Annotated in this window: 27 protein-coding genes; 11 read left to right on the top strand and 16 right to left on the bottom strand. The window is 70.8% G+C overall.

The features are described 5' to 3' along the window. From B0W88_RS14710 to flgB, 14 genes are all read right to left on the bottom strand, one after another. Nucleotides 1–577: response regulator (locus B0W88_RS14710; protein ID WP_077035399.1), on the bottom strand; the 577-nt coding region annotated here is incomplete at its 3' end. Further along, entirely contained in the window at nt 574–3,426 is a 2,853-nt protein-coding gene (locus B0W88_RS14715) for a PAS domain S-box protein (RefSeq protein ID WP_077035400.1), read from the bottom strand. The genes B0W88_RS14710 and B0W88_RS14715, both read right to left, overlap by 4 nt. Next, nucleotides 3,423–4,598 (bottom strand): EAL and HDOD domain-containing protein, encoded by a 1,176-nt coding sequence (locus B0W88_RS14720; protein WP_077035401.1) that lies wholly within the window; start codon nt 4,596–4,598, stop codon nt 3,423–3,425. Before B0W88_RS14720 ends, B0W88_RS14715 begins: the two co-directional genes overlap by 4 nt. After that, nucleotides 4,598–5,806: a flagellar hook-associated protein FlgL gene (gene flgL / locus B0W88_RS14725; RefSeq protein ID WP_077035402.1), complete on the bottom strand. Its 1,209-nt coding sequence runs from the start codon at nt 5,804–5,806 to the stop codon at nt 4,598–4,600. Before flgL ends, B0W88_RS14720 begins: the two co-directional genes overlap by 1 nt. 5 nt (nt 5,807–5,811) lie before the next feature. Further along, entirely contained in the window at nt 5,812–7,803 is a 1,992-nt protein-coding gene (flgK, locus tag B0W88_RS14730; RefSeq protein WP_077035403.1) for a flagellar hook-associated protein FlgK, read from the bottom strand. 27 nt (nt 7,804–7,830) lie between these two features. After that, nucleotides 7,831–8,736, bottom strand: coding sequence for a flagellar assembly peptidoglycan hydrolase FlgJ (gene flgJ / locus B0W88_RS14735; RefSeq protein WP_077035404.1), 906 nt, complete (start codon nt 8,734–8,736; stop codon nt 7,831–7,833). Nucleotides 8,737–8,738: 2 nt separating this feature from the next. Further along, complete coding sequence (locus tag B0W88_RS14740) at nt 8,739–9,845, bottom strand: flagellar basal body P-ring protein FlgI (protein ID WP_077035405.1); 1,107 nt, start codon at nt 9,843–9,845, stop codon at nt 8,739–8,741. A 46-nt stretch (nt 9,846–9,891) separates the two neighbouring features. Continuing rightward, on the bottom strand, nt 9,892–10,572 hold the full coding sequence (locus B0W88_RS14745) for a flagellar basal body L-ring protein FlgH (RefSeq protein WP_077035406.1): 681 nt from the start codon (nt 10,570–10,572) through the stop codon (nt 9,892–9,894). Beyond that, nucleotides 10,569–11,351: a flagellar basal-body rod protein FlgG gene (gene flgG, locus B0W88_RS14750; RefSeq protein WP_077035407.1), complete on the bottom strand. Its 783-nt coding sequence runs from the start codon at nt 11,349–11,351 to the stop codon at nt 10,569–10,571. Before flgG ends, B0W88_RS14745 begins: the two co-directional genes overlap by 4 nt. Before the next feature lie 15 nt (nt 11,352–11,366). Next, on the bottom strand, nt 11,367–12,098 hold the full coding sequence (gene flgF / locus B0W88_RS14755) for a flagellar basal-body rod protein FlgF (protein ID WP_077035408.1): 732 nt from the start codon (nt 12,096–12,098) through the stop codon (nt 11,367–11,369). A 31-nt stretch (nt 12,099–12,129) separates the two neighbouring features. After that, nucleotides 12,130–13,446 (bottom strand): flagellar hook protein FlgE, encoded by a 1,317-nt coding sequence (gene flgE, locus B0W88_RS14760; protein WP_077035409.1) that lies wholly within the window; start codon nt 13,444–13,446, stop codon nt 12,130–12,132. 32 nt (nt 13,447–13,478) lie between these two features. Beyond that, nucleotides 13,479–14,153 carry a flagellar hook assembly protein FlgD gene (locus B0W88_RS14765; protein ID WP_077035410.1) on the bottom strand — a complete coding sequence of 225 codons (675 nt, stop codon included), beginning with the start codon at nt 14,151–14,153 and terminating at the stop codon, nt 13,479–13,481. Between the two features lie 33 nt (nt 14,154–14,186). Continuing rightward, nucleotides 14,187–14,603: a flagellar basal body rod protein FlgC gene (gene flgC / locus B0W88_RS14770; RefSeq protein ID WP_077035411.1), complete on the bottom strand. Its 417-nt coding sequence runs from the start codon at nt 14,601–14,603 to the stop codon at nt 14,187–14,189. Nucleotides 14,604–14,619: 16 nt separating this feature from the next. After that, nucleotides 14,620–15,033, bottom strand: a complete 414-nt coding sequence (gene flgB / locus B0W88_RS14775) for a flagellar basal body rod protein FlgB (protein WP_077035412.1) — start codon at nt 15,031–15,033, stop codon at nt 14,620–14,622. Nucleotides 15,034–15,185: 152 nt separating this feature from the next. Here flgB and flgA point away from each other — a divergent pair, with 152 nt between their 5' ends. The 7 genes from flgA to B0W88_RS14810 all read left to right on the top strand — a co-directional run bounded on the left by flgA (nt 15,186) and on the right by B0W88_RS14810 (nt 19,694). Then, entirely contained in the window at nt 15,186–15,878 is a 693-nt protein-coding gene (gene flgA, locus B0W88_RS14780) for a flagellar basal body P-ring formation chaperone FlgA (protein WP_158080860.1), read from the top strand. A gap of 123 nt (nt 15,879–16,001) precedes the next feature. After that, nucleotides 16,002–16,334 (top strand): flagellar biosynthesis anti-sigma factor FlgM, encoded by a 333-nt coding sequence (gene flgM, locus B0W88_RS14785; protein ID WP_077035424.1) that lies wholly within the window; start codon nt 16,002–16,004, stop codon nt 16,332–16,334. 5 nt (nt 16,335–16,339) lie between these two features. Next, on the top strand, nt 16,340–16,738 hold the full coding sequence (locus tag B0W88_RS14790) for a hypothetical protein (RefSeq protein ID WP_077035414.1): 399 nt from the start codon (nt 16,340–16,342) through the stop codon (nt 16,736–16,738). Between the two features lie 112 nt (nt 16,739–16,850). Continuing rightward, the gene (locus B0W88_RS14795; RefSeq protein ID WP_077035415.1) at nt 16,851–17,906 is read left to right on the top strand and encodes a cyclopropane-fatty-acyl-phospholipid synthase family protein; all 1,056 of its coding nucleotides are present in this window, start codon (nt 16,851–16,853) and stop codon (nt 17,904–17,906) included. After that, on the top strand, nt 17,906–18,679 hold the full coding sequence (locus B0W88_RS14800) for a DUF1295 domain-containing protein (RefSeq protein WP_077035416.1): 774 nt from the start codon (nt 17,906–17,908) through the stop codon (nt 18,677–18,679). Before B0W88_RS14795 ends, B0W88_RS14800 begins: the two co-directional genes overlap by 1 nt. Then, nucleotides 18,676–19,254, top strand: a complete 579-nt coding sequence (locus B0W88_RS14805) for a DUF6134 family protein (protein WP_077035417.1) — start codon at nt 18,676–18,678, stop codon at nt 19,252–19,254. The genes B0W88_RS14800 and B0W88_RS14805 overlap by 4 nt, the downstream gene beginning before the upstream one ends. After that, on the top strand, nt 19,251–19,694 hold the full coding sequence (locus B0W88_RS14810) for a DUF2177 family protein (RefSeq protein WP_077035418.1): 444 nt from the start codon (nt 19,251–19,253) through the stop codon (nt 19,692–19,694). The genes B0W88_RS14805 and B0W88_RS14810 overlap by 4 nt, the downstream gene beginning before the upstream one ends. On the opposite strand, the gene B0W88_RS14815 is transcribed toward B0W88_RS14810, so the two are convergent. Then, the gene (locus tag B0W88_RS14815; protein WP_077035419.1) at nt 19,657–20,325 is read right to left on the bottom strand and encodes a ChrR family anti-sigma-E factor; all 669 of its coding nucleotides are present in this window, start codon (nt 20,323–20,325) and stop codon (nt 19,657–19,659) included. The two genes, B0W88_RS14810 and B0W88_RS14815, sit on opposite strands and share 38 nt — an antisense overlap. 1 nt (nt 20,326) lies before the next feature. Then, nucleotides 20,327–20,908, bottom strand: coding sequence for a sigma-70 family RNA polymerase sigma factor (locus B0W88_RS14820; RefSeq protein ID WP_077035420.1), 582 nt, complete (start codon nt 20,906–20,908; stop codon nt 20,327–20,329). Between the two features lie 151 nt (nt 20,909–21,059). Between B0W88_RS14820 and B0W88_RS14825 the strand changes: the two genes are divergently transcribed. From B0W88_RS14825 to B0W88_RS14840, 4 genes are all read left to right on the top strand, one after another. Then, complete coding sequence (locus tag B0W88_RS14825) at nt 21,060–22,427, top strand: NAD(P)/FAD-dependent oxidoreductase (RefSeq protein WP_077035425.1); 1,368 nt, start codon at nt 21,060–21,062, stop codon at nt 22,425–22,427. Next, entirely contained in the window at nt 22,424–23,215 is a 792-nt protein-coding gene (locus tag B0W88_RS14830) for a DUF1365 domain-containing protein (protein WP_077035421.1), read from the top strand. Before B0W88_RS14825 ends, B0W88_RS14830 begins: the two co-directional genes overlap by 4 nt. After that, complete coding sequence (locus B0W88_RS14835; protein ID WP_077035422.1) at nt 23,212–24,408, top strand: cyclopropane-fatty-acyl-phospholipid synthase family protein; 1,197 nt, start codon at nt 23,212–23,214, stop codon at nt 24,406–24,408. Before B0W88_RS14830 ends, B0W88_RS14835 begins: the two co-directional genes overlap by 4 nt. 17 nt (nt 24,409–24,425) lie before the next feature. Next, a partial coding sequence (locus B0W88_RS14840) for a M48 family metallopeptidase (RefSeq protein ID WP_144006776.1) occupies nt 24,426–25,575 on the top strand: 1,150 nt, incomplete at its 3' end.

The following is a 25,575-nucleotide window of genomic DNA, read 5'->3' on the forward strand; positions in this document are numbered from 1 at the left end:
CCACCGCCTCCACCACCCGCGCCGCCTGCTCCGCCAGCGGCAGCCCGGCCGAGGCCCCGGCCATCTGCTGCAGCCGCTCCAGCGCCTCGGCGCGCGGCAGCGAATAGCGGTGCATCAGCACGCCGACCGCCAGCGAGACCATGTCCAGCGCCGGCCGCTGCTGCAGCGCCGGGGCGGGCACGGCGGGCGGCGGGGCCAGGTCTTGCCCAGCAGGCCGGTAGGCGAAGGCGGACTCCACCGCCGGCACGATCTGGTGGATGTCCAGCGGCTTGATCAGGTAGGCGACGGCGCCCAGCTCCTTGACCTTGGCGATGGTCTCCTCGTCGGCGAAGGCCGAGAGGAACATGAAGGGAATGCGCAGGTGCTCGCGCAGGTAGGCCGCCACGTCGAAGCCACTCAGGCCTTCCATGCGGATGTCCAGCAGCGCCAGCTCGGGCCGGTGCTCGCGCGCCAGCAGGATGGCGTCGTCGCCATTGTCGGCGTCCAGCACGGTGTAGCCGGCCTGGGCCAGGCCGTAGGCCAGCGTGGCCAGGACCAGGCGGTCGTCGTCGACGACGAGGATCTTGCCTTTGCTCATGGGGTGTCCATTGTGGCGTGCTCGGGAAGCTGCATGATGCTTGGCGGCCAGAGTTCCACCCGCGCCACCACCCGGTCGCCCTGCTGCGTCAGGTCCAGCAGAGCGCTGCGCCGCGGCAGCAGCGCGCGCACCAGGCCCAGGCCGCTGACGCCGCCGGCCAGGGCCATCACGTCGAAGCCCGGCGGCAGCCGGCCGGGGTTGTCGATCTCCACCGCCACGCTGTCGGCGGCGCACAGAAGCCGGCAGCGCACCTCGCTGTCGGGGCTGTGCTTGATTGCGTTGGTCAGCAGTTCGTTGAGGGTCAGGGCGATCGGGATGGACTCGGCCTCGGGCAGCGCCCATTCGAGCGCCAGGGCCTTGGCGTCGCCCAGGTCGGTGGCGATGCGCCGGCCCGAGACCCGCTGCACCGAGCCCACGATCGCTTCCAGCACCTTGTGCACCCGCAGCGGCCCCTGCGCGCCCACCTGCAGGCCGTAGACCTGCGCGATCGCGTTCACCTGGCCGACGGCCTCGCTGATGATGCCGGCCACCTCGGGCCGGCGCGTGGCGATCTGCTGCAGCAGGCCGGCCACGCCCTGCAGATTGTTCTTGATGCGGTGGTGCACCTCGCGCACGAGCAGCTCGCGCTGGGAGATCGCGGCTTCCAGGCGTGCCTGCTCGGCGGCGCGGTGCTCGGTGACGTCGCTGGCGACCAGCAGCAGTTGATCCGGCGTGTCGGTGCCGGCCAGGCGCAGGAAGCGCGCATCCCAGACCCGCATCTGCGGCCCGTCGCCGAGCCGGTATTCATGCTGGATGACGGCGCTGCCGGGCGCCTCCAGCGCGGCGGCCATGTCCTCGCGCAGCTGCGGCCCGGCCGCCGCGCCGAACAGCGCGGCCGCGGGGTTGGCCTGGGCGATGTCCAGCGTGTCGGCGTCGTGCAGGCTGATCGCCAGCGGCGCGGCCTCGATGATGCGGCGCAGCGAGGTCTGCGCCTGCTGGGTCTGGGCCTCGGCCTGGCGGCGGCGCTCGATGTCCAGCAGCGCGTAGGTCAGCTGCCGGCCGGCCTCGGTGCCGGTGACGACCGCATTGCCGACGACCCAGAACTCGCGCCCGTCGCGGGCCTTGATCCTGCATTCGAAGGTCTCGACCTGGCTCTCGCCGGACTGCAGCAGCCCCGCGCTCTGGCGGAACGGGTGGGCCGGATCGTCGGTCGCGACGAGGGCCATCTGCTGTCCGAGGAACTCGGCGAGGTCGCCGCCGAACATGCGCCGTGCCGAGCGGTTCATCCACTGGATGCCGCCGCGGCCCACGGTGACGATGCCCACCATCACCGAGTCCAGCACCGTGCGCTCGCGCTCGGTCTGCAGGATCAGCGACTGCTGGGCGCGCCAGCGGTCGTCCACGTTGACGAAGGTGGCGATCTGGCCCTCGTCCGGCGCACCGGCGCGCATCGCCCGCTGGCTGATCTGCATCCACAGGCCCGTGCCGTCGCGGCGGCGCACGCGGCGCTCGCCCTGCCACTGGCCGCTGTCCTCCAGCGCCTGGCGCACCAGCGCCTGCTGCTGGCGGTACTCGGCCTCGCTGTCGAACAGCGCGTGATGGGGCAGGCCGTCGAGCTCGTGGATGCGGTAGCCGGTCAGCTCAGCTAACGCGTCATTTGCACGGGCGATACGGCCGTGGCGTAGGATGGCGATGCCCACGTCCGAGAGGCTGAACATCAGCTCGCGGTCTCGCACCAGCGCCTCCAGCTCGGACTGCTGGCTCTTGAGCCGGGTGATGTCGCTGAGCACGGCCACGGTCTCCGCCTGCAGCGGGCCTTCGCCGCTCACGCGGCGCAGCGTCAGCGCGATCCAGCGGCCGTCCTCGCGCTGGAACTCCGCCTCGAAGCTGCGCTCCGGCGCGAGGCCGGGCAGCGCCTGCTGGACCCGTTCGCCGAGCTGCGGCTGGCCGGCGAACAGGGCCGCCACCGGCGCCCCGCCCGACGGCGGCCCCGCCAGGCCCAGCAGCGCGGCGAAGGCGCCGTTGCAGCGCACCAGCGCCGAGCCGCGCAGGTAGGCCAGGCCCAGGCCGGCGCCGTTCATGATCGTGGTCAGCTCGTGCAGCAGCAGCTCGCTGCGGCGCTCGGCCTGCTGCTGGGCGGTGACGTCCAGCGTGACCACCGAGGTGGTGCGCTGGCCCGAGGCCAGGCGGCCCGGCTCCACCCGCGTGAGCAGCCAGCGTCGCCCCAGCTCGGGGTGGCGCACCGCATAGCGCACCTCGATGCGCTCGCCGCTTTTCAGCGCCTGCTGCAGGCGTTCGAACTCGGGCATCGAGGCCGGCTCGACGATATCGCGGCCCACGCCCTGCAGGCTGGCCAGCGCGCTGTTGCCACCACCGCCGCCGCTGCCGCCCGAGGCGCCCGGCGGCGGCCGCAGCCAGCCGGCATCCTGCTGGAAGGTGGCCAGGCCGACGCCGGCCGTATCCATCAGCGCGTCGAGCTGCTGGTGGGCGAGGTCGCGTTCCTGCTCGGCGCTGCGGTCCTCCAGCACCGCGATGCAGCGCCCGTCGCCGAGCGGGCGCACGCGGCCCTGCATCCAGATGCGGCGGCCCTCGGCGCCGGGCAGGTCGGCCCGGGTCGGGAGCTCGTCCTGGCACTGAAGTAAAGCGTCACCTGCACGCACCCCTTCCCAGCCCAGCAGCTGCTGCAGCGCGGGCGGCAGCAGGGCCAGGCGGTCGGGCGGGCCGGGAGGCGTGCACAGGCGGGCGAAGGCGCCGTTGAAGCGCAGGAGCCGCCCGGCGGGCAGCTCGAACATCAGCATCGGCAGGGGGCTCAGCTCGAGCCAGGCAGCCAGTTCGTCGGCGGGCGCAGCAAGGGTGCGCCGCAGGCTCATTCCAGCTGAGCTGCCTTTGCCAGCGCCCGCAGCACGCATTGGTTGATCTCCTCGGCGCCCAGCATCAGCTGCTCGGCCGAGCTGCGGTAATCCCATACCGACTCGCTCTCGATCGCCCGCACCAGGTCAAGGTAGGGCTGGTAGGGGCCGCTCTCGTCCACCAGGGCCTGGCGCACGCGCTCGGGCACGGGGATGGACTCCAGCAGCTTGGCAAAGGGCTGCTTCAGCATGTGATCCAGCAGCGAGAACAGGCCGCAGACGAACATCTCGTCGCGCATCTCGCGGTCGTCCATGCCCTGGGCCAGCTCTTCCATCAGCAGGCCGCGGCGCAGCGCGCCGTACATGACCGGGCGCATCGCGTGGTCCTTGCTGGCGGTGGTCAGCAGCAGGGCCAGCCAGCGCTTGAGCCGCGCGTAGCCCAGCAGCATGATCGCGTGGCGGAAGGAGCTCACCTCCACCGTCAGGCCGAAGGCCGCCGAGTTCATGTAGCGCAGCAGCTTGAAGGCCAGGCTCGGGTCGCGCTTGAGGGTCTGCTCCAGCCGCTCGATGTCCTCGCCCTGGTCCACGCGGGACATCAGCTCGACGATGACCTGCAGGTCGGCCGCCAGCTCGGGGCGGGCGGCGTCGACCGGCGGCTCGTAGGGGCCGTGCATCGGCCAGCCGAGCACGCCGGCGGCGCCACGCTGGAAGGCGGCCTCGATCTGCGCCTCTTCCTTCAGGCCGGAGAGCAGGCGGGGCAGGGGGGTGCCGTTGCCGCGGGCCTCGTCGTCCAGGTCCAGCACGCCGTACTTGAAGCAGGGCAGCAACTCGGCCGGCACCGGCGCGGTGGGGCAGCCCTTGAGCAGCAGCGCGCTGCCGCGCTTCTTCAGCGCCAGCAGGGCCGGGGCGAGGGCCTCGTTGCCGGTCATGAAGGCCGGCAGCTCGATCATCAGGTTGGCGCTGGGTTCCTTGCCCAGCAGATCTTCCAGCAGGCTCTCGCTGGCGATGCTCAGCACGGCGGCGCCGCCGCCGGCGGGCCAGACGTCCGACACCGCGGTCAGCAGGTCGGCGGCCTCGAGCCGGGCATCGGGGCGCAGCGGGATCACGGTGAGCCGGGTGGCGGTGACCTGGCGCTGCTTGTCGATCAGCGGTGCGTAGCCCAGCGCCACGGCGCCCAGGAGGGGAGAGTTCATCAGGATGATAGGAACTGGAACAGGGACATCCGCTGCACCATGGCGTAGGTCTGCAATGCTGCTTGGTAGCCCGACTGCTGCTGTTGGAAGGTGGAAATGCCCTGGACCATGTCGAGGTCCACGGCATTCGACTGCGCAGTCTGGCTGTTCAATTTCTGGTCGGCCATCTGCGACTCGATGCCGTCCAGATTATTCATGGTTTCACCCACCTGGCTCCGAACATTTTGTAAGTTGGCCATCACCGCGTCGAGGTCGCGCAGGTTGTTCGAATTGGACTGGGCGATCTGAGCGCCGCTGCGCAGCGGGGTGTTGAGGTCGGCGATGGCCTTGTCCAGCACGTCGAAGACCTTCAGCGAGTTGGTGGCCGGCTGCACGGTGAACTGGTCGCCATCCACCGCGGCGCCGGCGATGCTCAGCGACATGCCCTCGAAGCCGATCGCCTTGCCCGGCGTGAACACGTCGGTCTGCGAGGCGCCGGTGACGTTGTTGGTGATCGTGTAGCTCTGCGAGGGCGAGCTGCCGCCGATCTGGATCGTGTAGTCGTTGCCGGTGATCGCGGTCGGGTCGGTGACGGTGCCGGAGTCGATCCAGCCGGCCGGCGCGCCGCCGGTGATCAGGTTGGCGCCGGGGCCGGTCACATAGGTGCCGTTGCCGCTGCGCGCCTGCTCGAAGGCGGCGCGGCCGTCGATGCTGAGCTGGAAGTTCTGGGCATTGCCGGTCTGCTGCGTGCCCGGCGTGCCGCTGAAGACCACGCCGCCGGCCTGGTCCAGGAAGGGGGCGCCGCCGGTGCCCTGGCCGCCGAACAGGAAGCCCGCCGCGCCGTTGCTGCGGTTGGCGATGGCCAGCAGCTGGTTGCGCAGGCCGGCGATCTTCTCCGACAGGCCCTTGCGCTCGGCGTCGCTGTAGCTGGCGTTGCCGGCCGCGACCAGCGCCTCGCGCACCTGCTGCAGCAGGTCGGTCGAGTCGCCCAGGGCGGACTCGCCCAGCGTCATCGCGTTGCGGCTGGCGTCCAGCGCGCGCTGCTGCGCGTCGATGCGGCCGATCTGCGCGTCCGAGCGCTGCGAGATGGCGGCGGCCGTCGGGTCGTCGCTGGCCTGCGCCACGCGCTTGCCCGAGGTCAGCTGCTGCTGGCTCGTCTGCATCTGCTGCTGGCGGCGCTGCAGCGTGGAGATGGTGATCTCGTAGGTGTTGGCGGTCGAAAGTCTCATGATGATCAGTTCCCAGCCAGCTTGAGCGTCTCGTTGAACAGGATCTGCGCGGTCTGCAGGATCTTGGCCGCGGCCTGGTAGCCCTGCTGGAACTGCATCAGCCGCGCCGCCTCCTCGTCCAGGTTGACGCCGGCCTGGCCGGAGCGGGCGGTCTCGGCGTCCTGGGCGGAGCTGGTCGACACGCCGGACAGGTAGTTCGCGCCCTGCAGCCGTGCGCCGATGTCGCTCATCGCGGTGGTGTAGGCGTCGTTGATGGTGGCGCCGGGCACCGTGGTGCCGTTGGACAGCACCTGGCCGCCGACGACCTTCTGGTTCTGCAGGTTCAGGAAGGCCTTGGCGTTGCCGTTGTTGGCGGCGGTGTACTTGGTGGCCTCGATGGTGATCGTGTCGCCGGCGCGCGGCACGCCGTTGAGGTTCATCTCGAAGCCGAGATCGATGCCCGCGGCCGGCTGGTTGCCGATCGGCGTGCCGGCCTGCCAGGTGCCGTTGAGCGTGGACCCGTCCGCCAGCGTGATCGTGTAGTCCATGTTCGCGCCGTTGGACGCGTTCGCACCGGTGAAGGTCACCGTCATCGGCGCCTGCGTGGACGGGTTCAGGTTGCTGTTGACCGCGTACAGCGAGTCGATGCTGGCGGTGCCGGTGTTGTTGACGCTGACGTCGCCGGTGACCGGGGCGGCCGCGGCGATGCCGTTGATCGAATCGAGCTGGCGCTTCATGCCCACCGCGGCATTGGCGACGGGCTCGAGCCGGTAGCTGTCGCCGTCGGCCGGCGGGCCGGGGGTGAAGCTGATCTGGAAGCCGTCGACGATGGAGCCGTCGGTGACCGAGGTCTGCTGGCCGTCGGAGCCGCGCGTGAGCAGGTAGGCGCCGGGGTTCGCCGGGTCGCCGCGCAGCGTGTACGAGGTGGCCTGCAGCTGGGTGGCGTCGGTCACGGTGAGCTGCACGCCGCCGCTGAAGCTGCCGTCCGGGTTGCGCGCATTGGTGCTGGCCGGCAGCGAGGTGGGCGGCCCGACCGAGAACATCGCCGCGCCGGTGCCGGGCGGGTTGGACAGGTCCAGGCCCAGGCCCTGCTGCTTGTTGACCGCCGCGCTGACCGCGGTGGCCAGCTGGCCGATCATGTTGCGGGCGTCCTGGAGATCCTGGTTCTGGTACATCAGCCGGGCGGTCAGCGAGCCGCCGGTGAGCACGCTCTCGTCCAGCTTGCGCGGGCCGTTGGCCTCGATGATGTTCAGCGTGGCGCGGTTGCTGTCGTAGGGGTCGGCTTCCACCGAGAGCTGCTGGGCCTGGTTGCCCAGCACCAGGCGCTGGCCGCCGCCGATGAACACGCCCATCGAGCCGTCGTCGGCCTGCAGCGTGCTGACCTGCACGTACTGGCTCAGCTGGTTGATCAACTGGTCGCGCTTGTCGAGCAGGTCGTTGGGCTCGTGGCCGGTGCCGTGGGCGGCGGAGATCTGGGCGTTGGCCGTGGCGATCTGCTGGGCCAGCTGGTTGACGGTGGCCACGTCGGCCTTCATGTCGCTGACCACGCCGGCCTGCAGGTCCTGCAGTTGCTGGCCCGCGGTGGCGAAGCGGGTGGCGAGGTTCTGCGCATTGCTGAGCACCACCTGCCGGGCCGACGGATCGGACGGGTTGTTGCTGACGTCGATCAGCGAGTTGAAGAAGGTGCTGGCGGCGGCGCCGAGGCTGCTGTCGTCGGTGGCGAACAGCTTCTGCAGCTGCGTCATCTGGTCCACGCGGGTGCTGTCCATCGAGGCGATCGCCTTGGTGCTGGCAGCCTCGCTGGTCATGAAGGCGTTGTGCGCGCGCTCCACCGTCTGCACGTTGACGCCGGCGCCGAAATAACCCGAGCCGGTGAACTGCCCCTGCGGCGTGGTCAGGATGACCTGCTGGCGCGAGTAGCCTGGCGTGTTCGCATTGGCGATGTTCTGGCCGATCGTCTGCAATGCCGCCTGGTTGGCGAACATCGCTTGCTTGCCGATGGACAGGATGTTGGTCATGCGCGCGGGCTCCGCTCAGCTAACAGGTTACGTCAGCGCGCGCTGGACGCGGACGGTGGTGTTGATGACTTGCGCGAGCTTGGTCGCGTACTGCGGGTCGGTCGCATAGCCCGCCTTCTGCAGGCCGCGCGCGAAGCCGGCGGCGCCCTGGGTCTGGGCCTGGGCGACGGCGCCCTGGTAGCGCTCGTTGCCGCTGATCAGCTTGGCGTAGTCCTTGAACGCCTCGGCATAGCTGTCGTAGGCGCGGAACTTGGCGGTGACCTTCTGCGCCTGGCCGTTGACGTACTCGGTGGTCTGCACCTCGGCGACCTTGCCGGTCCAGCCGGGCGTGGCCTTGATGCCGAACAGGTTGTGGCTCTTCACGCCGCCCTTGCCGGTGATCTCGTGGCGGCCCCAGCCGGACTCGTGCGCCGCCTGCGCGAGCATGAAACTGGCTGGGATGCCGGTGGCGGCCTCGGCGGTCTTGGCGTCGCCGTCGTGCTGCTGGATGAAGCTCTGCACATGGGCGGCGATGCCCTTCTTGGCCAGCGCCGGGACGGCCTGGGTGGCGGCGGTGCCGCTGCCGTTGGTGGCGGCGGCGGCATCGGTCTTGGTGTCGGCCTTGCCGTCGGCCTTCACGCCCATCTGCCGCTGCAGCTGCCGCGAGATCGCGTCCGACAGGCCGCCGGGCAGGCCGCTGAGCTTGGTGGCGTACTGGCTGTCCAGCATCTCGGTGCCCATCTGGGTGGCCGAGTTCTCCATCATCCCGGAGGCCAGCGTGGACGCGCGCATGCTCTTCATCACCTCCTGCATGAAGAGGGATTCGAACTGGCGCGAGGCGTCCTTGATCGCCGATTTCGGGTCGCGGGCGGCGGCGGCCTTCAGCGAATCGATCGACCGCGTGTCGGCGGCGAAGCTGTTCGAGGAATTGAAGCTGGCGGGGGTACTGCTCATGGCTAGATCACTTCGAGCTCGGCCGTCAGCGCACCGGCGCTCTTCATCGCCTGCAGGATGGCGAGCAGATCCTGCGGGGTGGCGCCGAGCGAGTTCAGCGCCTTGACGACATCGGCCAGCTTGGCGCCGGCGGCCAACTGGATCAGCGCACCGGGCTCCTGCTTGACCGCGATGTCGGTCTTCTCGGTCACCACCGTCTGGCCGCTGGACAGCGGGCCCGGCTGGCTGACCACCGGCGTCGAGCTGATCGTGACCGACAGGTTGCCGTGCGCCACCGCGCAGGGGTTCAGCGTGACCGACTGGTTCATCACCACCGAGCCAGTGCGGGCGTTGATGACGATGCGGGCGGCCGGGTCGGCGAGCGTCAGCGGCAGGTTCTCGACGTCGGCCAGGAAGGCCACGCGCGCATCGGGCGAGGTCGGCGCCTTGACGCGCACGACGCGGCCGTCCAGCGCGCTGGCCGTGCCTTCGCCCTTGGCCCGGTTGATCGCCTGGGCCACGGCGCGGGCGGTGGCGAAGTCCGCGGCGCTGAGGTCGAGCTGGATGAAGTCGCCGGCCTGCAGGCCGTTGGGCACGCTGCGCTCGACCAGCGCGCCGCCCGGGATGCGGCCGGCGCTGAGCTGGTTGATCTGCACCTTGGAGCCGCCCGCGGCGGCGCCGGCGCCGGCGATCACCAGGTTGCCCTGGGCCAGCGCGTAGATCTGGCCGTCCGCGCCGCGCAGCGGGGTGGAGATCAGCGTGCCGCCGCGCAGGCTCTTGGCATTGCCGATCGAGGAGACGGTGACGTCCAGCTGCTGGCCCGGCTGGGCGAAGGCGGGCAGCTGGGCCGTGATCATGACCGCGGCGATATTGCGCGGCTGCATCGTCACGCCCTGGGGCAGCAGCACGCCGAACTGCTGCAGCATGGCCGTCAGGCTCTGGCCGGTGAAGGGCGCCTGGGTGGTCTGGTCGCCGGTGCCGTCGAGGCCGACGATCAGCCCGTAGCCGGTCAGCGGGTTGGAGCGTACGCCTGCGACCGAGGCGACTTCCTTGATGCGCGTGGCGCCTGCGACTCCTGTCAGGAGGAGCAGCGCGAAGGCGGCGATCAGGTGGCGGAGGTGGTGTGTCATGTCGGTCGAGCAAAGCGGAGTACTGCTCGACCGATTCTGATGAAACTTAAGTCGGAGAAAGGTTCAAGAAGAACCGCGATAGCCAGCCTATTCCTTGCGCGTCCGACACGGCCCCGCGACCGCGCTGCTCGATGCGGACATTTGCCACGGAAGTCGAAGGCACCAGGTTGCCCTGCACGATCGCGCGCGGATCGACCTGGCCGGAGAAGCGCAGCACGTCCACGTTGTGGTTGACGCCGATCTGCTTCTCGCCCGAGATCATCAGGTGGCCGTTGGGCAGCACCGCGGTGACCACGGCGGTGATGCTGCCGGAGAAGTCGTTGACGTTGGCATTGGTGCCCTTGCCGGCGGAGCTGATCGTCGAGTCCGCGCCGGCCGACGCGCGGCCCAGGATCTTGGCCGCGTTCACGCCGGGCAGGGCGGTGATGCCGGCCGAGAGGCTGCCGCTCTTGTCGATGGCGCTGGTGGAGCTCTGGTTGGCGCTGATCTTCTCGACGATGTTGATCGTCACGGTGTCGCCGACCAGCCGCGCGCGGTAGTCCTCGAACAGCGGCCGGTAGGCGCCGGCCTGGAAGATCGAGCCGTTGCTGGTGGCGGCCGCCGGCACCGGCGGGATCTGCACCACCGGCGTGTGCTGGAGCTCGACGCGCGGCTCGGGGTAGGGTGTGCTGCAGCCCCCGAGCGCGACCAGGACTGCGAGGGTCATCGAGAGGAGGCGGGTGTTCATATCTGTGCCAGCTTCTGAAGCATCTGGTCGGAGGTCTGCACGGCCTTGGAGTTCAGCTCGTAGGCGCGCTGCGTCTGGATCATCTGGACCAGCTCCTCCACCACGTTGACGTTGGAGGTCTCGACATAGCCCTGCTTCAGCTCGCCCAGGCCATTGGCGTTGGGAGCGCCGGTCTGCGGTGTGCCGGAGGAGGCGGTCTCGGTGAACAGGTTCTGGCCCTTGGGGTCCAGGCCGGCCGGATTGATGAAGTTGGCCAGCTGGATCTGGCCCAGCGTCTGCGGCGCTGCCTGGCCGGGCAGGGTGACGCTGACGGTGCCGTCCGCGCCGATGGTGACGCTCTGCGCCTGCTGCGGCACGGTGATGCCGGGCAGCACCGTATAGCCGGTGTTGGTGACGATCTGGCCGTTGGCGTCGAGCTGGAAGGAGCCGTCGCGGGTGTAGGCGGTGGTGCCGTCGGGCTGCTGGATCTGGAAGAAGCCGCTGCCGTTGATCGCCAGGTCCAGGTTGTTGCTGGTCTGCTGCAGGTTGCCCTCGGTATAGATCCGCGCGGTGGCCACCGAGCGCACGCCCAGGCCCACCTGCATGCCGGTGGGCAGCTGCGTCTGCTCGGTCGTGTTGGCGCCGGACTGCCGCAGGTTCTGGTACATCAGGTCCTCGAAGATCGCGTGCGACTTCTTGTAGCCGTTGGTGCCGACGTTGGCGAGGTTGTGCGAGATGGTGTCCAGCTGGGTCTGCTGGGCTTCCATGCCGGTCTTGGCAATCCACAGTGATCGGATCATGGCTGTACTTCCTTCTTACGAACTGCCGAGCAGCTTGGAGGATTCCTGCCCCTGCGTCTGCGCGATCTGCAGCAGCTTCATCTGCTGCTCGAACTGGCGGGCGGCCGAGATCATGGCGACCATGGTCTCCACCGGGCTGACGTTGGAGCCTTCCAGCGCGCCGTCCTGCACGCGGGCGGTCTGGTCGGTGGGCAGGTCGTTCCCGTCGGCGGCGCGGAACAGGCCGTCGGTGCCGCGCTGCAGCGGGGCCTCCGGCGTGACCAGCTTGAGCCGGCCCAGCACCTGCGGGCGCACCGCGTCGGAGGTCTTGGCGGTGATGGTGCCGTCGCTGCCGATGGACAGCTGGGCGTTCTGCGGCACGTTGATCGCACCGCCGTCGCCCTGCACCTGCAGGCCGTTGCGCAGCGTCAGGATGCCTTCGGAGTTGACGTCCAGCGAGCCGGCGCGGGTGTAGGCCTCGGTGCCATCGGTGGCCTGCACGGCCAGCCAGGCGTTGCCGCCCATGGCCACGTCCAGGTTGCGGCCGGTGGCCGAGATGGCGCCGGGCTCGGCCTTGTAGCCGATGCTCGTCTCCAGCGCGAAGGCGCGGGTGCTGGCGCCGTCGCCGCGCACCGGCACCGAGCGGAATGCCTGCAGCTCGGCGCGGAAGCCGTTGGTCGAGACGTTGGCCAGGTTGTTGGACAGCACGTCCTGCCGCTGCATCGCGGCCTTGGCTCCCGTCATCGAGAGATAGATCATGCGGTCCATGGTGCCGTCCTGCTAACTCGTTACTTCGGCGTTAGCGCAGATTGACGATCGTCTGCATGATCTGGTCCTGCGTCTTGATCGACTGGGCGTTGGCCTGGTAGTTGCGCTGGGCGGTGACCATGTCCACCAGCTCGGCGGTCAGGTCCACGTTGGAGCCTTCCAGCGCGCCGGCCTGCAGCGCGCCCATATTGCCGGCGCTCGGCACGCCGACGACCGGGTCGCCCGAGGCGGCGGTGCGCTGCCAGACGTTGCCGCCCACCGGGGCGAGGCCCTGCGGGTTGCGGAAGTTGGCCAGCTCGACCTGGCCGGCCGCCTTGTACTGGCCGTTCGAGTAGTTGGCCTTGACCACGCCGGTGTCGTCGATGGACACGCCCACCAGCTGGCCCGGCGCGTAGCCGTCCTGCACGAGGCTGGTCACGCCGAAGGACGAGCCGTTCTCGGTCGAGTTGCTCATGTCGAACTTCACGCCCGGGATCGCCAGCGTGCTGGAGCCGCTGGCGCTGGTGCCGGCCGGGATGTCGATGGTCAGCGGCTGGGTGGTGTCCACCGGGTTGCCGCCGATGGCGATCGGGTTGCCGCCGGTGGCTGCGTAGGTGATCGTGGTCAGCGGGGCGGTCGGGTTGCCGTTGGCGTCGGCGGCCTCCACGTCGAAGGGCGTGCCGTTGGCGGTGGCGAAGACGTTCCAGGTGGTGCTGCCGTCGGCGGCGTCGTCCTGCTTCTGGAAGTACAGCGTCACGGCCACCGGCTGGCCCTTGGCGTCGTACACCGTCATCGAGGTGGCGTTGTTGTAGCTGGTCGGGTCGTCCAGCGTGATGCTGCCCGGCGCGGCGGTGGAGGCGGTGGTCTTGCCGCGCGAGTCCAGGTTGAACTCCATCGCGATGCTGCTGGTGGTCTTGGGCGCGATGCCGGCGGTGGGCAGCTGCAGCGGCTGCGAGACGCCGGGCTGGATGTTGCCCAGGCTGTCGGCCGGGTAGCCCAGCAGCTTCTGGCCGTTGTTGTTGATGATGTAGCCGGTGCTGCTCAGCTTGAACTGGCCGTTGCGGGTGTATTCGGTCGGGCTGGCGCCGTCGCTCACCTGGAAGAAGCCGGCGCCGTTGATGGCCAGGTCCAGCGAGTTCTCGGTGGTCTGGATGTCGCCCTGGGTGAACTGCTGCGCCACCGTCTGCAGCGTGGTGCCGATGCCCACGGTGCTGGCGCCCGAGCCGTTGATCGCGCTGGCGTAGATGTCCGCGAACTCGGCACGCGCCGACTTGGCGCCGTAGGTGCTGGCGTTGGCGATGTTGTTGCCGATGACGTCCAGGTTCTTGCTGGAGGCGTTCAGGCCGGAGAGACCTTGTTGGAAGCTCATGGGGAAATCCTCGTCAGGGGGATCGGGATCGGTCAGTCGACAGTCGTGACGCTGCTGTAGGGCACCAGCCCCATGGTCTGCAGCTGCAGGCTCAGGGTGCCGCCGTTGGTGTTGATGGCGAGCACCTTGTCCTGCGCATAGGTGGTGGCGGTGACGGTCTTGCTGGCGCTGGTGGCGGTGATCTTGAAGGTCAGGCCGTCGGTGGTCGTGGTGTTCAGCTTGCTGGCGTCCACGCTGAAGTTCTGCATGCCGGTGCCCGTCGGGCCGAGCTGCTCCGTGTAGACGGTGGCGCCCGCCGCGTTGACCACGTCCAGCTGCACGGCCGAGGCCGCGGAGCTGAGCTGGAAGCCGCCGACGCCCTTGTCGTCCACCACGTTGAACTGGTTGCCGGCAGTGCTCACCTCGTGGCCCACCAGCGAGACGCTCTGCAGCGCCTGCATCTGGCCGAACTGCGTGCCCAGCGTGCCGATGCTGCCGTTCAGCGTGGAGATGCCGGTGACGGTCTGGATCTGCGCGAGCTGGGTCGTGACCTGCGCGTTGTCCATCGGGTTCATCGGATCCTGGTTCTGCATCTGCGCCACCAGCAGCTTCAGGAACCGGTCCTGCGTGTCCTGCGCGGATTCCGTCGAGCTGCTGTTCGTCGTGGTCGTCGTCGGGTTGAGCGCGGTGTAGGGGTTGGAGCTGGTGTTGTTGATCGTGGCGTCCATGGGGCTAATCCGTTACTTGAGTGGTGTTCCAGATCAGCCGTTGCCCAGCTGCAGCGTCTTCTGCAGCAGGCTCTTGGCCGTGCTCATCACTTCGATGTTGTTCTGGTAGGAGCGCGAGGCGGAGATCATGTTGACCATCTCCTCCACGGCGTTGACGTTGCTGTAGGTCACGTAGCCGTCGGCATCGGCCTGCGGGTGCTGCGGGTCCAGCACCTTGCGGCCGGGGCTCTGGTCCTCGGTGATGTTGGCCACGCGCACGCCGGCGGTCTCGGGGTTGTCGCCGGCGCCCAGCAGTGCGGTCTGGAAGACCACCTGGCGGGCCTTGTAGGCCTGGCCGTCGGGGCCGGCCACGGTGTCGGCGTTGGCCAGGTTGCTGGCCACCACGTTCAGGCGCTGGCTCTGCGAGCTGACGGCGCTGCCGGAGATGTTGAAGATCTGGAACATCGACATGGCGGGTTCCTCTCAATCAGCTCGCGTTAGGGGATTTCATGGCGTCCAGCGCCGTGCGGATCTGCCCGTTCAGGAAGCGCAGCGCGGCCTCGTACTTGACCGAGTTGTCGGCGAAGCTGGCGCGCTCGCGGTCCATGTCCACGGTGTTGCTGTCCAGGCTGGTCTGCGAGGAGAGGGCGTATTCCATTTGCGCCTCGCTGCGCGCGCCGGCCGGCGGCGTGATGTGGCCGGCCTGGGTGGCGGCCATCGCGCCGGGGGCGGCGGTGCTGGCGGTGGCTTCCTTCAGCGCGCGGGAGAAATCCAGCTCGCGGGCCTGGTAGCCGGGCGTGTCGGCGTTGGCGATATTGCTGGCGAGCAGGCGCTGGCGCTCGGACCGCAGGCTCAGCGCCTGGGTCTGGAAGTTCAGCGAGTCGGTCAGTCGGTTCAGCATGGGGTGCCTCGAGTTGAACGGGATTGTTGGACGGCACCCGGCAAAACATTAGCGGGATAAGCAAGGGCTTTGGGCTGCATTTCGGGCCTCCCGGCGGCCGGCCGCGGCCTAAAGTGCCGGCCATGCTTGCAATCCGTCCATCCTGGTCGTTAGTGCTGCTGCTTCTGGCGGCGGGGCCGCTGCGTGCGCAGCCGGCGCCCCAACCGGCTCAGGGCCTGGACGCCGGCGTGATCGCCCAGGTCCAGCAGATGGCGCAGCTGGCGGCCTCGGCCGCGGCGCCGCCGCAGGCGCGGGTGGACGTGCAGGTCGGCCAGCTGGCGCCGCAGCTCAAGCTCGCGGCCTGCCGCCAGGTCCAGCCCTATCTGCCGCAGGGCCTGCACATGTGGGGCCGCACCCGCATCGGGCTCAAGTGCGTGGACGGCATGGCCAAATGGAACGTCAGCGTGCCGGTGCAGGTGCGGGTGTTTGCCCGGGCGCTGGTCGCACAGAAACCCCTGCCTGCGGGGACGGTGCTGGCTCAAGACAGCCTCGCCGCCGCCGAAATAGATATAGCGGGCGAGCCCGGCGCCGTCTTCACCGACGCCACCGAACTGGCCGGCCGCACGCTGGCCCGGCCGCTGGACGCGGGCCAGGCGGTGCGCAGCCCGGCGCTGCAGCGGCGCCAGTGGTTCGCTGCCGGCGAGACGGTGCAGGTGCGGGTGGCGGGCGAGGGCTATGCCGTGGCCGCCGAGGGCCAGGCGATGTCGGCGGGCCTGGAAGGCCAGGACGTGAAGGTGCGCATGGAAGGCGGCCGCACGGTCACCGGCCGGGTCGTCGGCGAGCGGCGGGTCGAAATCCTGCTCTGAGGAATGAAAGAAGTCCTAAAGTCCTTGGATGGGTGGCCGATAACACGAGCAACCCTAAAGGTATTTGGGCATTGATGGATGATGAGCGGCGTCGGTCACGGCCGGCGCTACGGAGAAATGAGCATGAAGATCGGAACCAGCCACGAATCGGCAGCGGCGGCGGTCAACGCCGAGAAGCCGGCCCCCGCCAAGGGAGGCCGCGCCGCGGCGTCCGGCGCCAGCCCGGCCGCCTCGGCGACCGACGCGGCGCCCGAGGCCAGCGCGCAGCTGGAGCTGTCCAGCACGGCCGCCAGCCTGCTCAACGCCTCCGACGACGGCAGCTTCGACGCCGCCAAGGTCGCCCGCATCTCGCAGGCGATCGCCGACGGCAAGTTCACGATCAACGCTGACGCGATCGCCGGCAAGATGCTGTCGAACGCGCAAGAGCTGCTCGGCCGCAACAACTCGACACATTGAGTCCCATGGCTTTTGCCCACGACGCCAACGCCCAGATCCCGCAGCACCTCGAGCAGCCGCTGGTTGCCGTCGAAGGCTGCCTGAACCTGCTGGGCGAGGCCCTGCAGCGCCGTGACGCCGCGGCGATCGAGAGCCATGCGGCGGACCTGCAGGTGGCCCTGCAGCAGGCGATCGGCAGCTTCAGCGATGCGGCCCGCAACGGCGGCGTGCCGGCAGGCCTGCGCAGCCGCCTGGTGCAGGCCGGCGGCAAGGTCGCCGCGCAGCGCGAGTCGCTGGCCCGCGCCACCGCCTCGCTGGACCGCGCGATGGACGTGCTGATGCCCGGCGTCAACACCGGCTTCTATTCGGCCGTGGGCAAGAACGAGCGCCGCTCGGCGATGGGCGGGGCCTTCTTCCAGGCCTGAAGCGCGGCTGACTCCCGAATCGAGCTGACAAGCTGACAGACAGGGCCCCGCGGGGCCCTTCGTCATTTCCGAGCCCGGTGATCCGGGCCGGCGTGGCTTGCGTAGAGCCGTCATGCCGCAAGCCGACGCCACCGCCACCGCCATCCACTGGGTCGAGCAGGGCCTGGTGCCCGATCGCGCGGTGCGCCTGGGCATCCGCCGGCTGCTGCGCCAGCGCCTGGCCGAGCTGCACGGCGGCGACCCCGAGGCCGGCGCCCGGCTGGCGGAGGACTTCATCGCCGGCCTGCGCGAGGCCCCGCTGGCGCCGCTGCCCGAGAAGGCCAACGAACAGCATTACGAGCTGCCCGCCGCCTTCTTCGCCGCGGTGCTGGGGCCGCACCGCAAGTACAGCAGCTGCTGGTGGCCCGACGGTGTTTCCACGCTGGCCCAGGCCGAGGCGGCGGCGCTGTCCGAGACCTGCAGCCGCGCCGGGCTGGCGGACGGCCAGCGCATCCTCGAGCTGGGTTGCGGCTGGGGCTCGCTGAGCCTGTGGATGGCCGAGCGCCTGCCGGGCAGCCGCATCACCGCGATCTCCAACTCGCATTCGCAGCGCGAGTTCATCCTGGCCCAGGCGGCCGCCCGCGGGCTGGAGAACCTGGAGGTGCTGACGGCCGACTTCAACCACTTCGAGGCCGGCGCGGGGCGCTTCGACCGCATCGTCTCGGTGGAGATGTTCGAGCACCTGCGCAACTGGCCGTTGGCCTTCGCCCGGGTCGCGCGCTGGCTGGCGCCGGGCGGCCGCTTCTTCATGCATGTGTTCGCCCACCGCGAGGCGCCCTATGCCTTCGAGGCCCGCGACGCCAGCGACTGGATGAGCCGGCACTTCTTCAGCGGCGGCATGATGCCTTCCGACGACCTCGCCCTGCGCTGCCAGGACGATCTGCGCCTGCTGCAGCGCTGGCGCTGGAACGGCCGCCACTACGCGCGCACCGCCGCCGCCTGGCTGGCGCGCATGGACGAGCGGCGCGAGGCGCTGATGCCCCTGTTCGAGACGGCCTACGGCGCGCGCGAGGCGCCGCTCTGGTGGCAGCGCTGGCGGCTGTTCTTCCTCTCGGTGGAGGAGCTGTTCGCGCATGCCGACGGCGGCCAGTGGTGGGTGAGCCACTACCTGTTCGAGAGGCGCGGGTGATGACGATGACGCTGGCCGCACACGGGCTGCTGGTGGCGCTGGCCATCGCGCTGCCCACCTGGCTGGCCAGCATCCCGCTGCGCGACGCCAGCCTGGCCGACCGGATCTGGTCGCTGATGATCACCGGGCCGGCGCTGCTCTACCATGCCGCCGCCCGGCCGGCCGATGCGCGCGGCCTGCTGATGCTGGTGCTGCTGCTGGTCTGGGGGCTGCGGCTGGCGGTGTACGTGAGCTGGCGCAACTGGGGCCATGGCGAGGACCGCCGCTATGCCGACATGCGCCGGCGCAACGAGCCGGGCTTCGCGTTCAAGAGCCTGTACATCGTCTTCGGCCTGCAGGCGCTGCTGGCCTGGATCGTCAGCTGGCCGCTGCTGCTGGCGCCCGGCCATGTGCCGCTGGGCTGGCTCGATGCGCCCGGGCTGCTGCTGGCCGGCGGCGGCCTGCTGATGGAGGCGCTGGCCGATGCGCAGCTGGCCCGCTTCCGCGCCCGGCCGCGCAGCGCCGGCGCGGTGCTGGACACGGGGCTGTGGGCCTGGTCGCGCCATCCCAACTATTTCGGCGAGACCTGCTTCTGGTGGGGTCTCGGCCTGCTGGGCCTGGCCGGCGGCGCGTGGTGGGGCCTGGCCTCGCCGCTGGTGATGACGGTGCTGCTGCTGAAGGTCTCCGGCGTGACGCTGCTGGAGGCGGACATCGCCGATCGCCGGCCTGCTTACCGCGACTACATCGCCCGCACCAGCGCCTTCATCCCCCGGCCGCCGAGGCCTCGATCATGATGATGATGGCGGCGCTGCTGCTGGCGGCGGCCCTGGGCGCCGAGGCCGGTGAGTGGAACTTCGCCGTGACGCTGGATGACCGGCCGATCGGGACGCACCGCTTCCTCGTCACGGGCAGCCCCGAGGCCCGCAGCGTGGACAGCCGTGCGCAGTTCAAGGTGAGCGTGCTGGGCATTCCCTTCTACCGCTACGCGCACCATGCCGAGGAACACTGGCAGGGCGACTGCCTGCGCGAGCTGCAGTCCGACACCGACGACGACGGCAAGCCGCAGCAGGTGAACCAGCGCTACGAGGCCGGCTGCCTGATGGCCTTCGCCTACTGGAACCCGCGCCTGGTGCAGCAGAAGCAGCTGGTCGACCCGCAGACCGGCCGGACCGAAGCGGTGCGCTTCGAGCGCCTGCCCGACGCGCGCATCGAGGTCGAGGGGAAGCCGGTCGCCGCGCAAGGCTGGCGCCTGCTGGCCGAGAAGCAGGACCTGACCCTCTGGTACGCCACCGAGGGCGGACGCTGGATCGCGCTGGATGCCAAGGTCAAGGGCGGGCGGCGGCTGAGCTACCGGCTGGCGGCGCCATGACGACGAGGAAGACGACCCTGGCCGTCGCCTACGCCGCGGCGCTGCTGGCCTATCTGCTGCTCGACGCCGCCTGGCTCGGCCTGACCGCCTCGCGCCTGTACCGCCCCGCGATGCAGGCCCTGATGGCGCCCGAAGTGGACTGGCTGCCGGTGCTGCTGTTCTATCCGCTCTACACGATCGGCCTGGTCGTGTTCGCCATCGCGCCGGCGCTGCGGGCGGGCCGCGCCGGGGCGGCCTTCGAGCTCGGTGCGCTGCTGGGCCTGCTGGCCTACGGCTGCTACGACCTCACCAACCAGGCCACGCTGCGCGACTGGCCCTGGACGATCACCGTCGTCGACATGGCCTGGGGTGCCATCGTCGGCGGGGGAGCCTCCGCCGCCGGCGCCTGGGCGGCGCTGCGCCTCACATCCCGACCATCGCGCCGAACAGGCGGGCGATGAACCCGTCGAACTGCAGCCGGCCCTCCACCGAGGCCAGGCAGATGCAGGCGCTGCCTTCCTGCACCACCGGCTGGTGATGGACCTCGCCGTCGGCGGCGTCGAAATCGCCGGGGCCGAACAGCGCCCGGCCGTCGTGGAAGCAGCCATGCAGCACCTGGGTCAGCTCCAGGCCGCTGTGCGTGTGCGAGGGCAGGTACTTGCCGGCGCCGATGCGCAGCAGGAACACATTGGCTGCGGAGTCTTCCGGCAGGCTCACCCGGCTCCAGTGCATGCCCGGGGCGATGAAGCGCCAGGGCGTGGCGCGGCAGCCGGCCAGCGCGCGCGGCCAGCGGGCGCCGGGCGGCAGCGGGGGCGGGGCGCTGTGCTTCTTCACCGGCGCCTGTCGCTCGGCCGGCGAGCCGGCGTCGATGCGGGCGAAGGTGCGCGCCAGCGCGTCCTCGCCCAGCGCTGCCGGCTCCTGTTCGTCCAGCATCAGGCCGCCCAGCGCATCGAGCGCGCGCAGCTGCTCGCGGCACTGCGGGCACAGCTCGAGGTGGCTGTGCAGCACCCGCCGCGTGCCCGCCGTCAGCCGGCCAGCGGCCAGGTCCAGCAGCATGGCATCGTCGGGGTGGTGTTCGATCGTCGTCAACATCTCAGCAATCCATCAGGCGGCGCAGCTGCGCCACCGCCAGCCGCATGCGCGACTTGACCGTGCCGAGCGGGATGCCCAGCAGGGTCGCGATGCGCGGATGCGGTTCATCGTCGAAATAGGACAGGTGCAGCACCTGCTGCTGCTCGCGCGGCAACTGGGCCAGCGCGCCGCGCAGCCGCGTGGCCAGTTGCTCGGCATGTAGCTGGTCGTCGGCGGCGGGGCCGTCGCCGGCGAGCGCGTCGAAATCGAAATCCTCGTCGGCCTGCAGGCCCGCGCGGCGGCGCAGCGCGTCCACCCGCAGGTGTCGGGCGATCGAGAAGATCCAGGTGGAGGCTGCGGCTTGCGCCGGGTCGAACAGGGCGGCCTTGCGCCAGACGGCGGCCAGCGCCTCCTGGGCCAGCTCCTCCGCCTGCGCCTCGGGGCTGCCGGCCTGCATCAGGTAGCGCTTGACCCGCGGCGCGAAATGGCCGAACAGGCGCGCGAAGGCTGCCCGGTCCTGCTGCTCGGCGATGGCGCACAGCGCCGCGCCCCAGTCCTCGTCGGGCGGGCTGCTGCGCGCGGTATCAAGGGCGACGACGGTCAAGACGGGCGCTCTCGCGGGTCGGTGGTGGAGGAGGGCAGCCATGCCGCTTCTACGCGGCCGGCCGGCCTGCGGATCATCGCAGGCTGCGGGGAATCCAAAACACCATCCGCTGCGTAGGAGCTTTCAAGGACCGCCGCAGGAGATGACGCCGATGCCGCCCACCGAGCCCCGACCCGAACCGCCACCCGGTGACGAACTGGCGCGCCTGCGCGTGGCGGTGGTCGGCAGCGGCATCTCCGGCCTGTCATGCGCCTGGCTGCTGGCCCAGCGGCACGAGGTGACCCTGTTCGAGAGCGAGCCGCGCGCCGGCGGGCACAGCCACACCGTCGATGCGCCCTGCCAGGCGGGCACGGGCACGGCGCCGGTGGACACCGGCTTCATCGTCTACAACGAGCCCGCCTATCCGAACCTGAGCGCGCTGCTGCGCCACCTGCAGGTGCCCACCTCGGCCTCGGACATGTCCTTCGCCGTGAGCCTGGACGGCGGCGCGCTCGAATACGCCGGCACCGACCTCGCCGGCCTGTTCGCGCAGAAGCGCAACGCGCTGCGCCCCCGCTTCTGGGCGATGCTCGCCGAGCTGCTGCGCTTCTACCGCGAGGCCCCGCGCGATGCTGCCGCCGCCGGCGACCAGGCGCTGGACGACTACCTGGACGAGCACGGCTACGGCCGCGCCTTCCGCGACGACCACCTCTACCCGATGGCCGCGGCCATCTGGTCCATGCCTGCCGCTCAAGTAGGCCGTTATCCGATCGGTGCCTTCGTGCGCTTCTGCGAGAACCACGGGCTGCTGCGCCTGTCCGGCCGGCCGACCTGGCGCACGGTGGACGGCGGTAGCCGCGAGTACGTGCGCCGCCTCGCGCAAGGCTTCGACCTGCAGCTGAACCGGCCGGTGCTGGAGCTGCGGCGGGACGCCGACGGCGTGCGCCTGCGCACGTCCGAGGGCTGGTGGCCGCAGCGCTTCGACCAGCTCGTGCTGGCCACCCATGCCGACCGCTCGCTGGCCCTGCTGGACCTGCCCACCGCCGAGGAGCAGCGCCTGCTCGGCGCCTTCCGCTACAGCCGCAACGTGGCGGTGCTGCACCGCGACCCGGCGCTGATGCCGCGACGCCGCGCCGCCTGGTCGAGCTGGAACTATCTCGCCTGCCGCGGCGCCGGCGCCGCGCCGCCCACCGTCAGCTACTGGATGAACCGGCTGCAGCCGCACCTGCCGCCCGAGGCGGGGCCGCTGTTCGTGACGCTGAACCCGCCCGTGCCGCCGCGGCCCGAGCTGCTGATCCGCAGCGAGGTCTACGAACATCCGATCCTCGATGCGGCCGCCATCGCGATGCAGCGCCGCCTCTGGCGGCTGCAGGGCTGGCGGCGCACCTGGTTCTGCGGCGCCTATTTCGGGGCCGGCTTCCACGAGGACGGCCTGCAGGCCGGGCTCGCCGTGGCCGAGGCGCTGGGCGGCGTGCGCCGGCCCTGGTCGGTGGCCGGGGAGTCGAGCCGCATCCATCTGCCCGAGGGCGTGGCGGCATGACGGCGTTCCACTCGGCCCTGTACGTCGGCCGCGTCACGCATCGGCGCCTGCGGCCGCGGCGGCACCACCTGGCCTATCGCATCTACCAGTTGCTGATCGACATCGACGAACTGCCCCGGCTCGACGCCGGCCTGCGCCTGTTCTCGGTCGGCCGCTTCAACCTGTTCAGCTTCCATCCGGCCGACCATGGCGACGGCTCCGGCCGCCCGCTGCGCGAGCAGCTCGACCAGCACCAGCGCGAGGCGGGCCTGCCTCTGGGCGGCGCGATCCGGCTGCTGACGATGCCGCGGCTGCTGGGGCACGGGTTCAACCCGCTGAGCGTCTGGTTCTGCCATGCGCCGGGCGGCGCGCTGCAGGCGCTGGTCTACGAGGTCAACAACACCTTCGGCCAACGCCACAGCTACCTGATCCCGGTCGCCGCCGATGCCGGGCCGGTCGTCGTGCAGCGCTGCGCCAAGCAGCTCTATGTCTCGCCCTTCAACGGCATGGCGATGCACTACCGCTTCCGCGTCGAGCCGCCCGCCGGTGCGGTGGCGGTGGGCATCGGAGTGCATGAGGCCGAGGGGCCGCTGATGCATGCGCGGCTGGAGGGCCAGCGGCGGCCCCTGAGCGACGCGGCGCTGCTGCGCGTGTTCTTCAGCCACCCGCTGCTCACGCTGAAGGTGGTGGCCGCCATCCACTGGGAGGCGCTGCGGCTGTGGCTCAAGCGCGTGCCGCTGCAGGCGCGGCCCGATGCGCCGCCGCGCGGCTTCACCCTTGTCCGACCTTCCCTCGAGCCGAAGCCATGAACACGAACAACATCAGTGCTCCGATGCCCGTCCTGCCGCCGCTGCGCCGGCTGCTGGCCGCCACCCGCTGCGGCCGGCTCGACCTGACGCTGCCGGGCGGCCGCGTGGTCGAGGTGGTGGGGCGCGAGCGCGGGCCTCACGCCGCGCTGACGCTGCATCGCTGGCGGCCGCTGCTGCGCCTGGCGCTGCAGGGCGACCTGGGCCTGGCCCTGGCCTACCGCGACGGCGACTGGGACAGCCCCGACCTGCTGGCGCTGCTGGAGTTCGGCCTGGCCAACGAGAGCGCCTGGGGCGCGCTGCCATCGGGCCAGGGCCCGGCGCGCTGGCTGGCCCGGCTGGCCCATCGCGCGCGCGCCAACACGCGGCGCGGCAGCCGCCACAACATCGCCTTCCACTACGACCTGGGCAATGAGTTCTACGCGCAGTGGCTGGACGACAGCATGCTGTATTCGAGCGCCCTGTACGAGGGGCCGGGCGACACGCTGGAGGCCGCGCAGGCGCGCCGGCTCGGGCGCATCGCCGAACTGCTGGACACGCCGCCGGGGGCCGAGGTGCTGGAGATCGGCTGCGGCTGGGGCACGCTGGCGGCAACGCTGGCGCGCCAGCACGGGGCGCGGGTCACCGGCATCACGCTCTCGGCCGAGCAGCTGGCCTTCGCGCGTGAACGCGCCGCCGCCTGGGGCGTGGCCGAGCGCGTGGACCTGCGCCTGCAGGACTACCGCGACGTGACGGGCCGCTTCGAGCGCATCGTCTCCATCGAGATGATCGAGGCCGTCGGCGAGGCCTGGTGGCCGACCTACTTCGACACGCTGCGCGAGCGGCTCGCACCCGGCGGCGTGGCGGTGCTGCAGGCGATCACGATCGCCGACGCGCACTTCGAGTCCTACCGCCAGGGGGCCGACTTCATCCAGCGCTGCATCTTCCCCGGCGGCATGCTGCCCAGCCCCGGCGTGATCCGCGCGCAGGCGGCGCGGGCGGGCTTCGTCATCGAGGTGGAGCAGTGCTTCGGCGAGGGCTACGCGCGCACGCTGGCCGAGTGGCGCCGCCGCTTCCTGGCCGCCTGGCCGGCGATCGAGCCGCTGGGCTTCGACGCGGCATTCAAGCGCCTGTGGACGTACTACCTCTGCTACTGCGAGGCAGGCTTCCGCGCCGGCCGCGTCGACGTGGGCCTTTACAAGCTGCGACGGGCCTGACGGGCTACAGTCGCCGCATGAGCTCTTCCATGCATCCCATCGCCGGCTGGCTGCGCCATGCCGTCCTCGCCCTGGGCCTGTCGCTGACCGCCCTGGCCGCCCACGCCGACAAGAACGCCGACCAGATCCGCGCCGACATGCAGGCCGGCCGCTGGACGCAGGCCGAGCAGCGGCTGGAGGGCGTCATCGCCCGGCATCCGGACAACGCGCTGGCCTACTACTGGTACGCGCAGGTGCTGGAGAAGCAGGGCCGCAAGGACGCCGCGGCGCAGGCCCTGGCCCGCGCCGAGACCCTGGCGCCGGACGAGCGCTTCGCCGGCAACCGCGAGCAGCTCGCGCAGCTGAAGCGGCGGCTCGGCGTGGAGGCCGCGGCACCGGCGAAGGTGGAGGAAGCGGCGCCTGCCGTCGTCGCCGCGCCGCCGGCCCCGCGGCAGGAAGCGCCGCCGGCCGAGCCCGAGCACCGCGGCTCGGGCATGACCTGGATCTTCGTCGTCGCCGGCGGGCTGCTGGTGGTGCTGATCCTGGTGTCGCGCCGCTCTGGCGGCTCGGCGCTGAAGCAGCAGCGCCAGCGCTGGACGGCCGAGATCAACGACACGATCAAGGACCTCGCCGACGCCCAGCTCGTCAGCGACGCCAACCCGGCGCTCAGCGAGGCCCAGCGCCTGTCCAACTACGACCGCGTGCGCCTGGTCAAGAGCGACCTGAGCGCCGCTCTGGGCAGCCTGGCGACGATGAGCGATTTCTCGCCGCTGCTGCAGCTGACGCTGCGCGCCCGCGACATCGCCGCCGAACTGCGCGGCGAGGAACGCCCGAGCGACCGCATGCGCCGCGAGCAGCAGGCCCAGCTGGACCGCGATGCCGAGATCGCCGCCGGACGCGGCCAGCCCGGCTACGGTCCCGGCTATGCGCAGCCGGCCGGTGGCGGCAGCAGCTGGCTGCGCGATGCGGCACTGATCGGCGGCGGGGCCGTGCTGGGTTCGATGATCGGCGGCGCCAGCGCCCACGGGCGGCGCGACGACTCCTGGACGAACAGCAGCAGCAATGCCGCCAGCGGCGGCTCGCTGCACCTGCCCGATGACGACGACCGCTGGCGCGGCGGTGGCGGCGTGGACGTGGGCGGCTCCGATGCCGGCTTCGACTTCGGCGGCAGCGACAGCAGCTCCGACG

This window comes from Pelomonas sp. KK5, from assembly GCF_001984095.1.
Classification (GTDB): Bacteria; Pseudomonadota; Gammaproteobacteria; order Burkholderiales; family Burkholderiaceae_C; genus KK5.

Bases quoted from the DNA above. Each gene is read 5' to 3' on its own strand.
- B0W88_RS14715 (WP_077035400.1), bottom strand. From the start codon at position 3,426: ATGAGCCTGCGGCGCACCCTTGCTGCGCCCGCCGACGAACTGGCTGCC.
- B0W88_RS14720 (WP_077035401.1), bottom strand. From the start codon at position 4,598: ATGAACTCTCCCCTCCTGGGCGCCGTGGCGCTGGGCTACGCACCGCTG.
- flgL (WP_077035402.1), bottom strand. From the start codon at position 5,806: ATGAGACTTTCGACCGCCAACACCTACGAGATCACCATCTCCACGCTG.
- flgK (WP_077035403.1), bottom strand. From the start codon at position 7,803: ATGACCAACATCCTGTCCATCGGCAAGCAAGCGATGTTCGCCAACCAG.
- flgJ (WP_077035404.1), bottom strand. From the start codon at position 8,736: ATGAGCAGTACCCCCGCCAGCTTCAATTCCTCGAACAGCTTCGCCGCC.
- B0W88_RS14740 (WP_077035405.1), bottom strand. From the start codon at position 9,845: ATGACACACCACCTCCGCCACCTGATCGCCGCCTTCGCGCTGCTCCTC.
- B0W88_RS14745 (WP_077035406.1), bottom strand. From the start codon at position 10,572: ATGAACACCCGCCTCCTCTCGATGACCCTCGCAGTCCTGGTCGCGCTC.
- flgG (WP_077035407.1), bottom strand. From the start codon at position 11,351: ATGATCCGATCACTGTGGATTGCCAAGACCGGCATGGAAGCCCAGCAG.
- flgF (WP_077035408.1), bottom strand. From the start codon at position 12,098: ATGGACCGCATGATCTATCTCTCGATGACGGGAGCCAAGGCCGCGATG.
- flgE (WP_077035409.1), bottom strand. From the start codon at position 13,446: ATGAGCTTCCAACAAGGTCTCTCCGGCCTGAACGCCTCCAGCAAGAAC.
- B0W88_RS14765 (WP_077035410.1), bottom strand. From the start codon at position 14,153: ATGGACGCCACGATCAACAACACCAGCTCCAACCCCTACACCGCGCTC.
- flgC (WP_077035411.1), bottom strand. From the start codon at position 14,603: ATGTCGATGTTCCAGATCTTCAACATCTCCGGCAGCGCCGTCAGCTCG.
- flgB (WP_077035412.1), bottom strand. From the start codon at position 15,033: ATGCTGAACCGACTGACCGACTCGCTGAACTTCCAGACCCAGGCGCTG.
- flgM (WP_077035424.1), top strand. From the start codon at position 16,002: ATGAAGATCGGAACCAGCCACGAATCGGCAGCGGCGGCGGTCAACGCC.
- B0W88_RS14790 (WP_077035414.1), top strand. From the start codon at position 16,340: ATGGCTTTTGCCCACGACGCCAACGCCCAGATCCCGCAGCACCTCGAG.
- B0W88_RS14795 (WP_077035415.1), top strand. From the start codon at position 16,851: ATGCCGCAAGCCGACGCCACCGCCACCGCCATCCACTGGGTCGAGCAG.
- B0W88_RS14800 (WP_077035416.1), top strand. From the start codon at position 17,906: ATGACGATGACGCTGGCCGCACACGGGCTGCTGGTGGCGCTGGCCATC.
- B0W88_RS14805 (WP_077035417.1), top strand. From the start codon at position 18,676: ATGATGATGATGGCGGCGCTGCTGCTGGCGGCGGCCCTGGGCGCCGAG.
- B0W88_RS14810 (WP_077035418.1), top strand. From the start codon at position 19,251: ATGACGACGAGGAAGACGACCCTGGCCGTCGCCTACGCCGCGGCGCTG.
- B0W88_RS14815 (WP_077035419.1), bottom strand. From the start codon at position 20,325: ATGTTGACGACGATCGAACACCACCCCGACGATGCCATGCTGCTGGAC.
- B0W88_RS14825 (WP_077035425.1), top strand. From the start codon at position 21,060: ATGCCGCCCACCGAGCCCCGACCCGAACCGCCACCCGGTGACGAACTG.
- B0W88_RS14830 (WP_077035421.1), top strand. From the start codon at position 22,424: ATGACGGCGTTCCACTCGGCCCTGTACGTCGGCCGCGTCACGCATCGG.
- B0W88_RS14835 (WP_077035422.1), top strand. From the start codon at position 23,212: ATGAACACGAACAACATCAGTGCTCCGATGCCCGTCCTGCCGCCGCTG.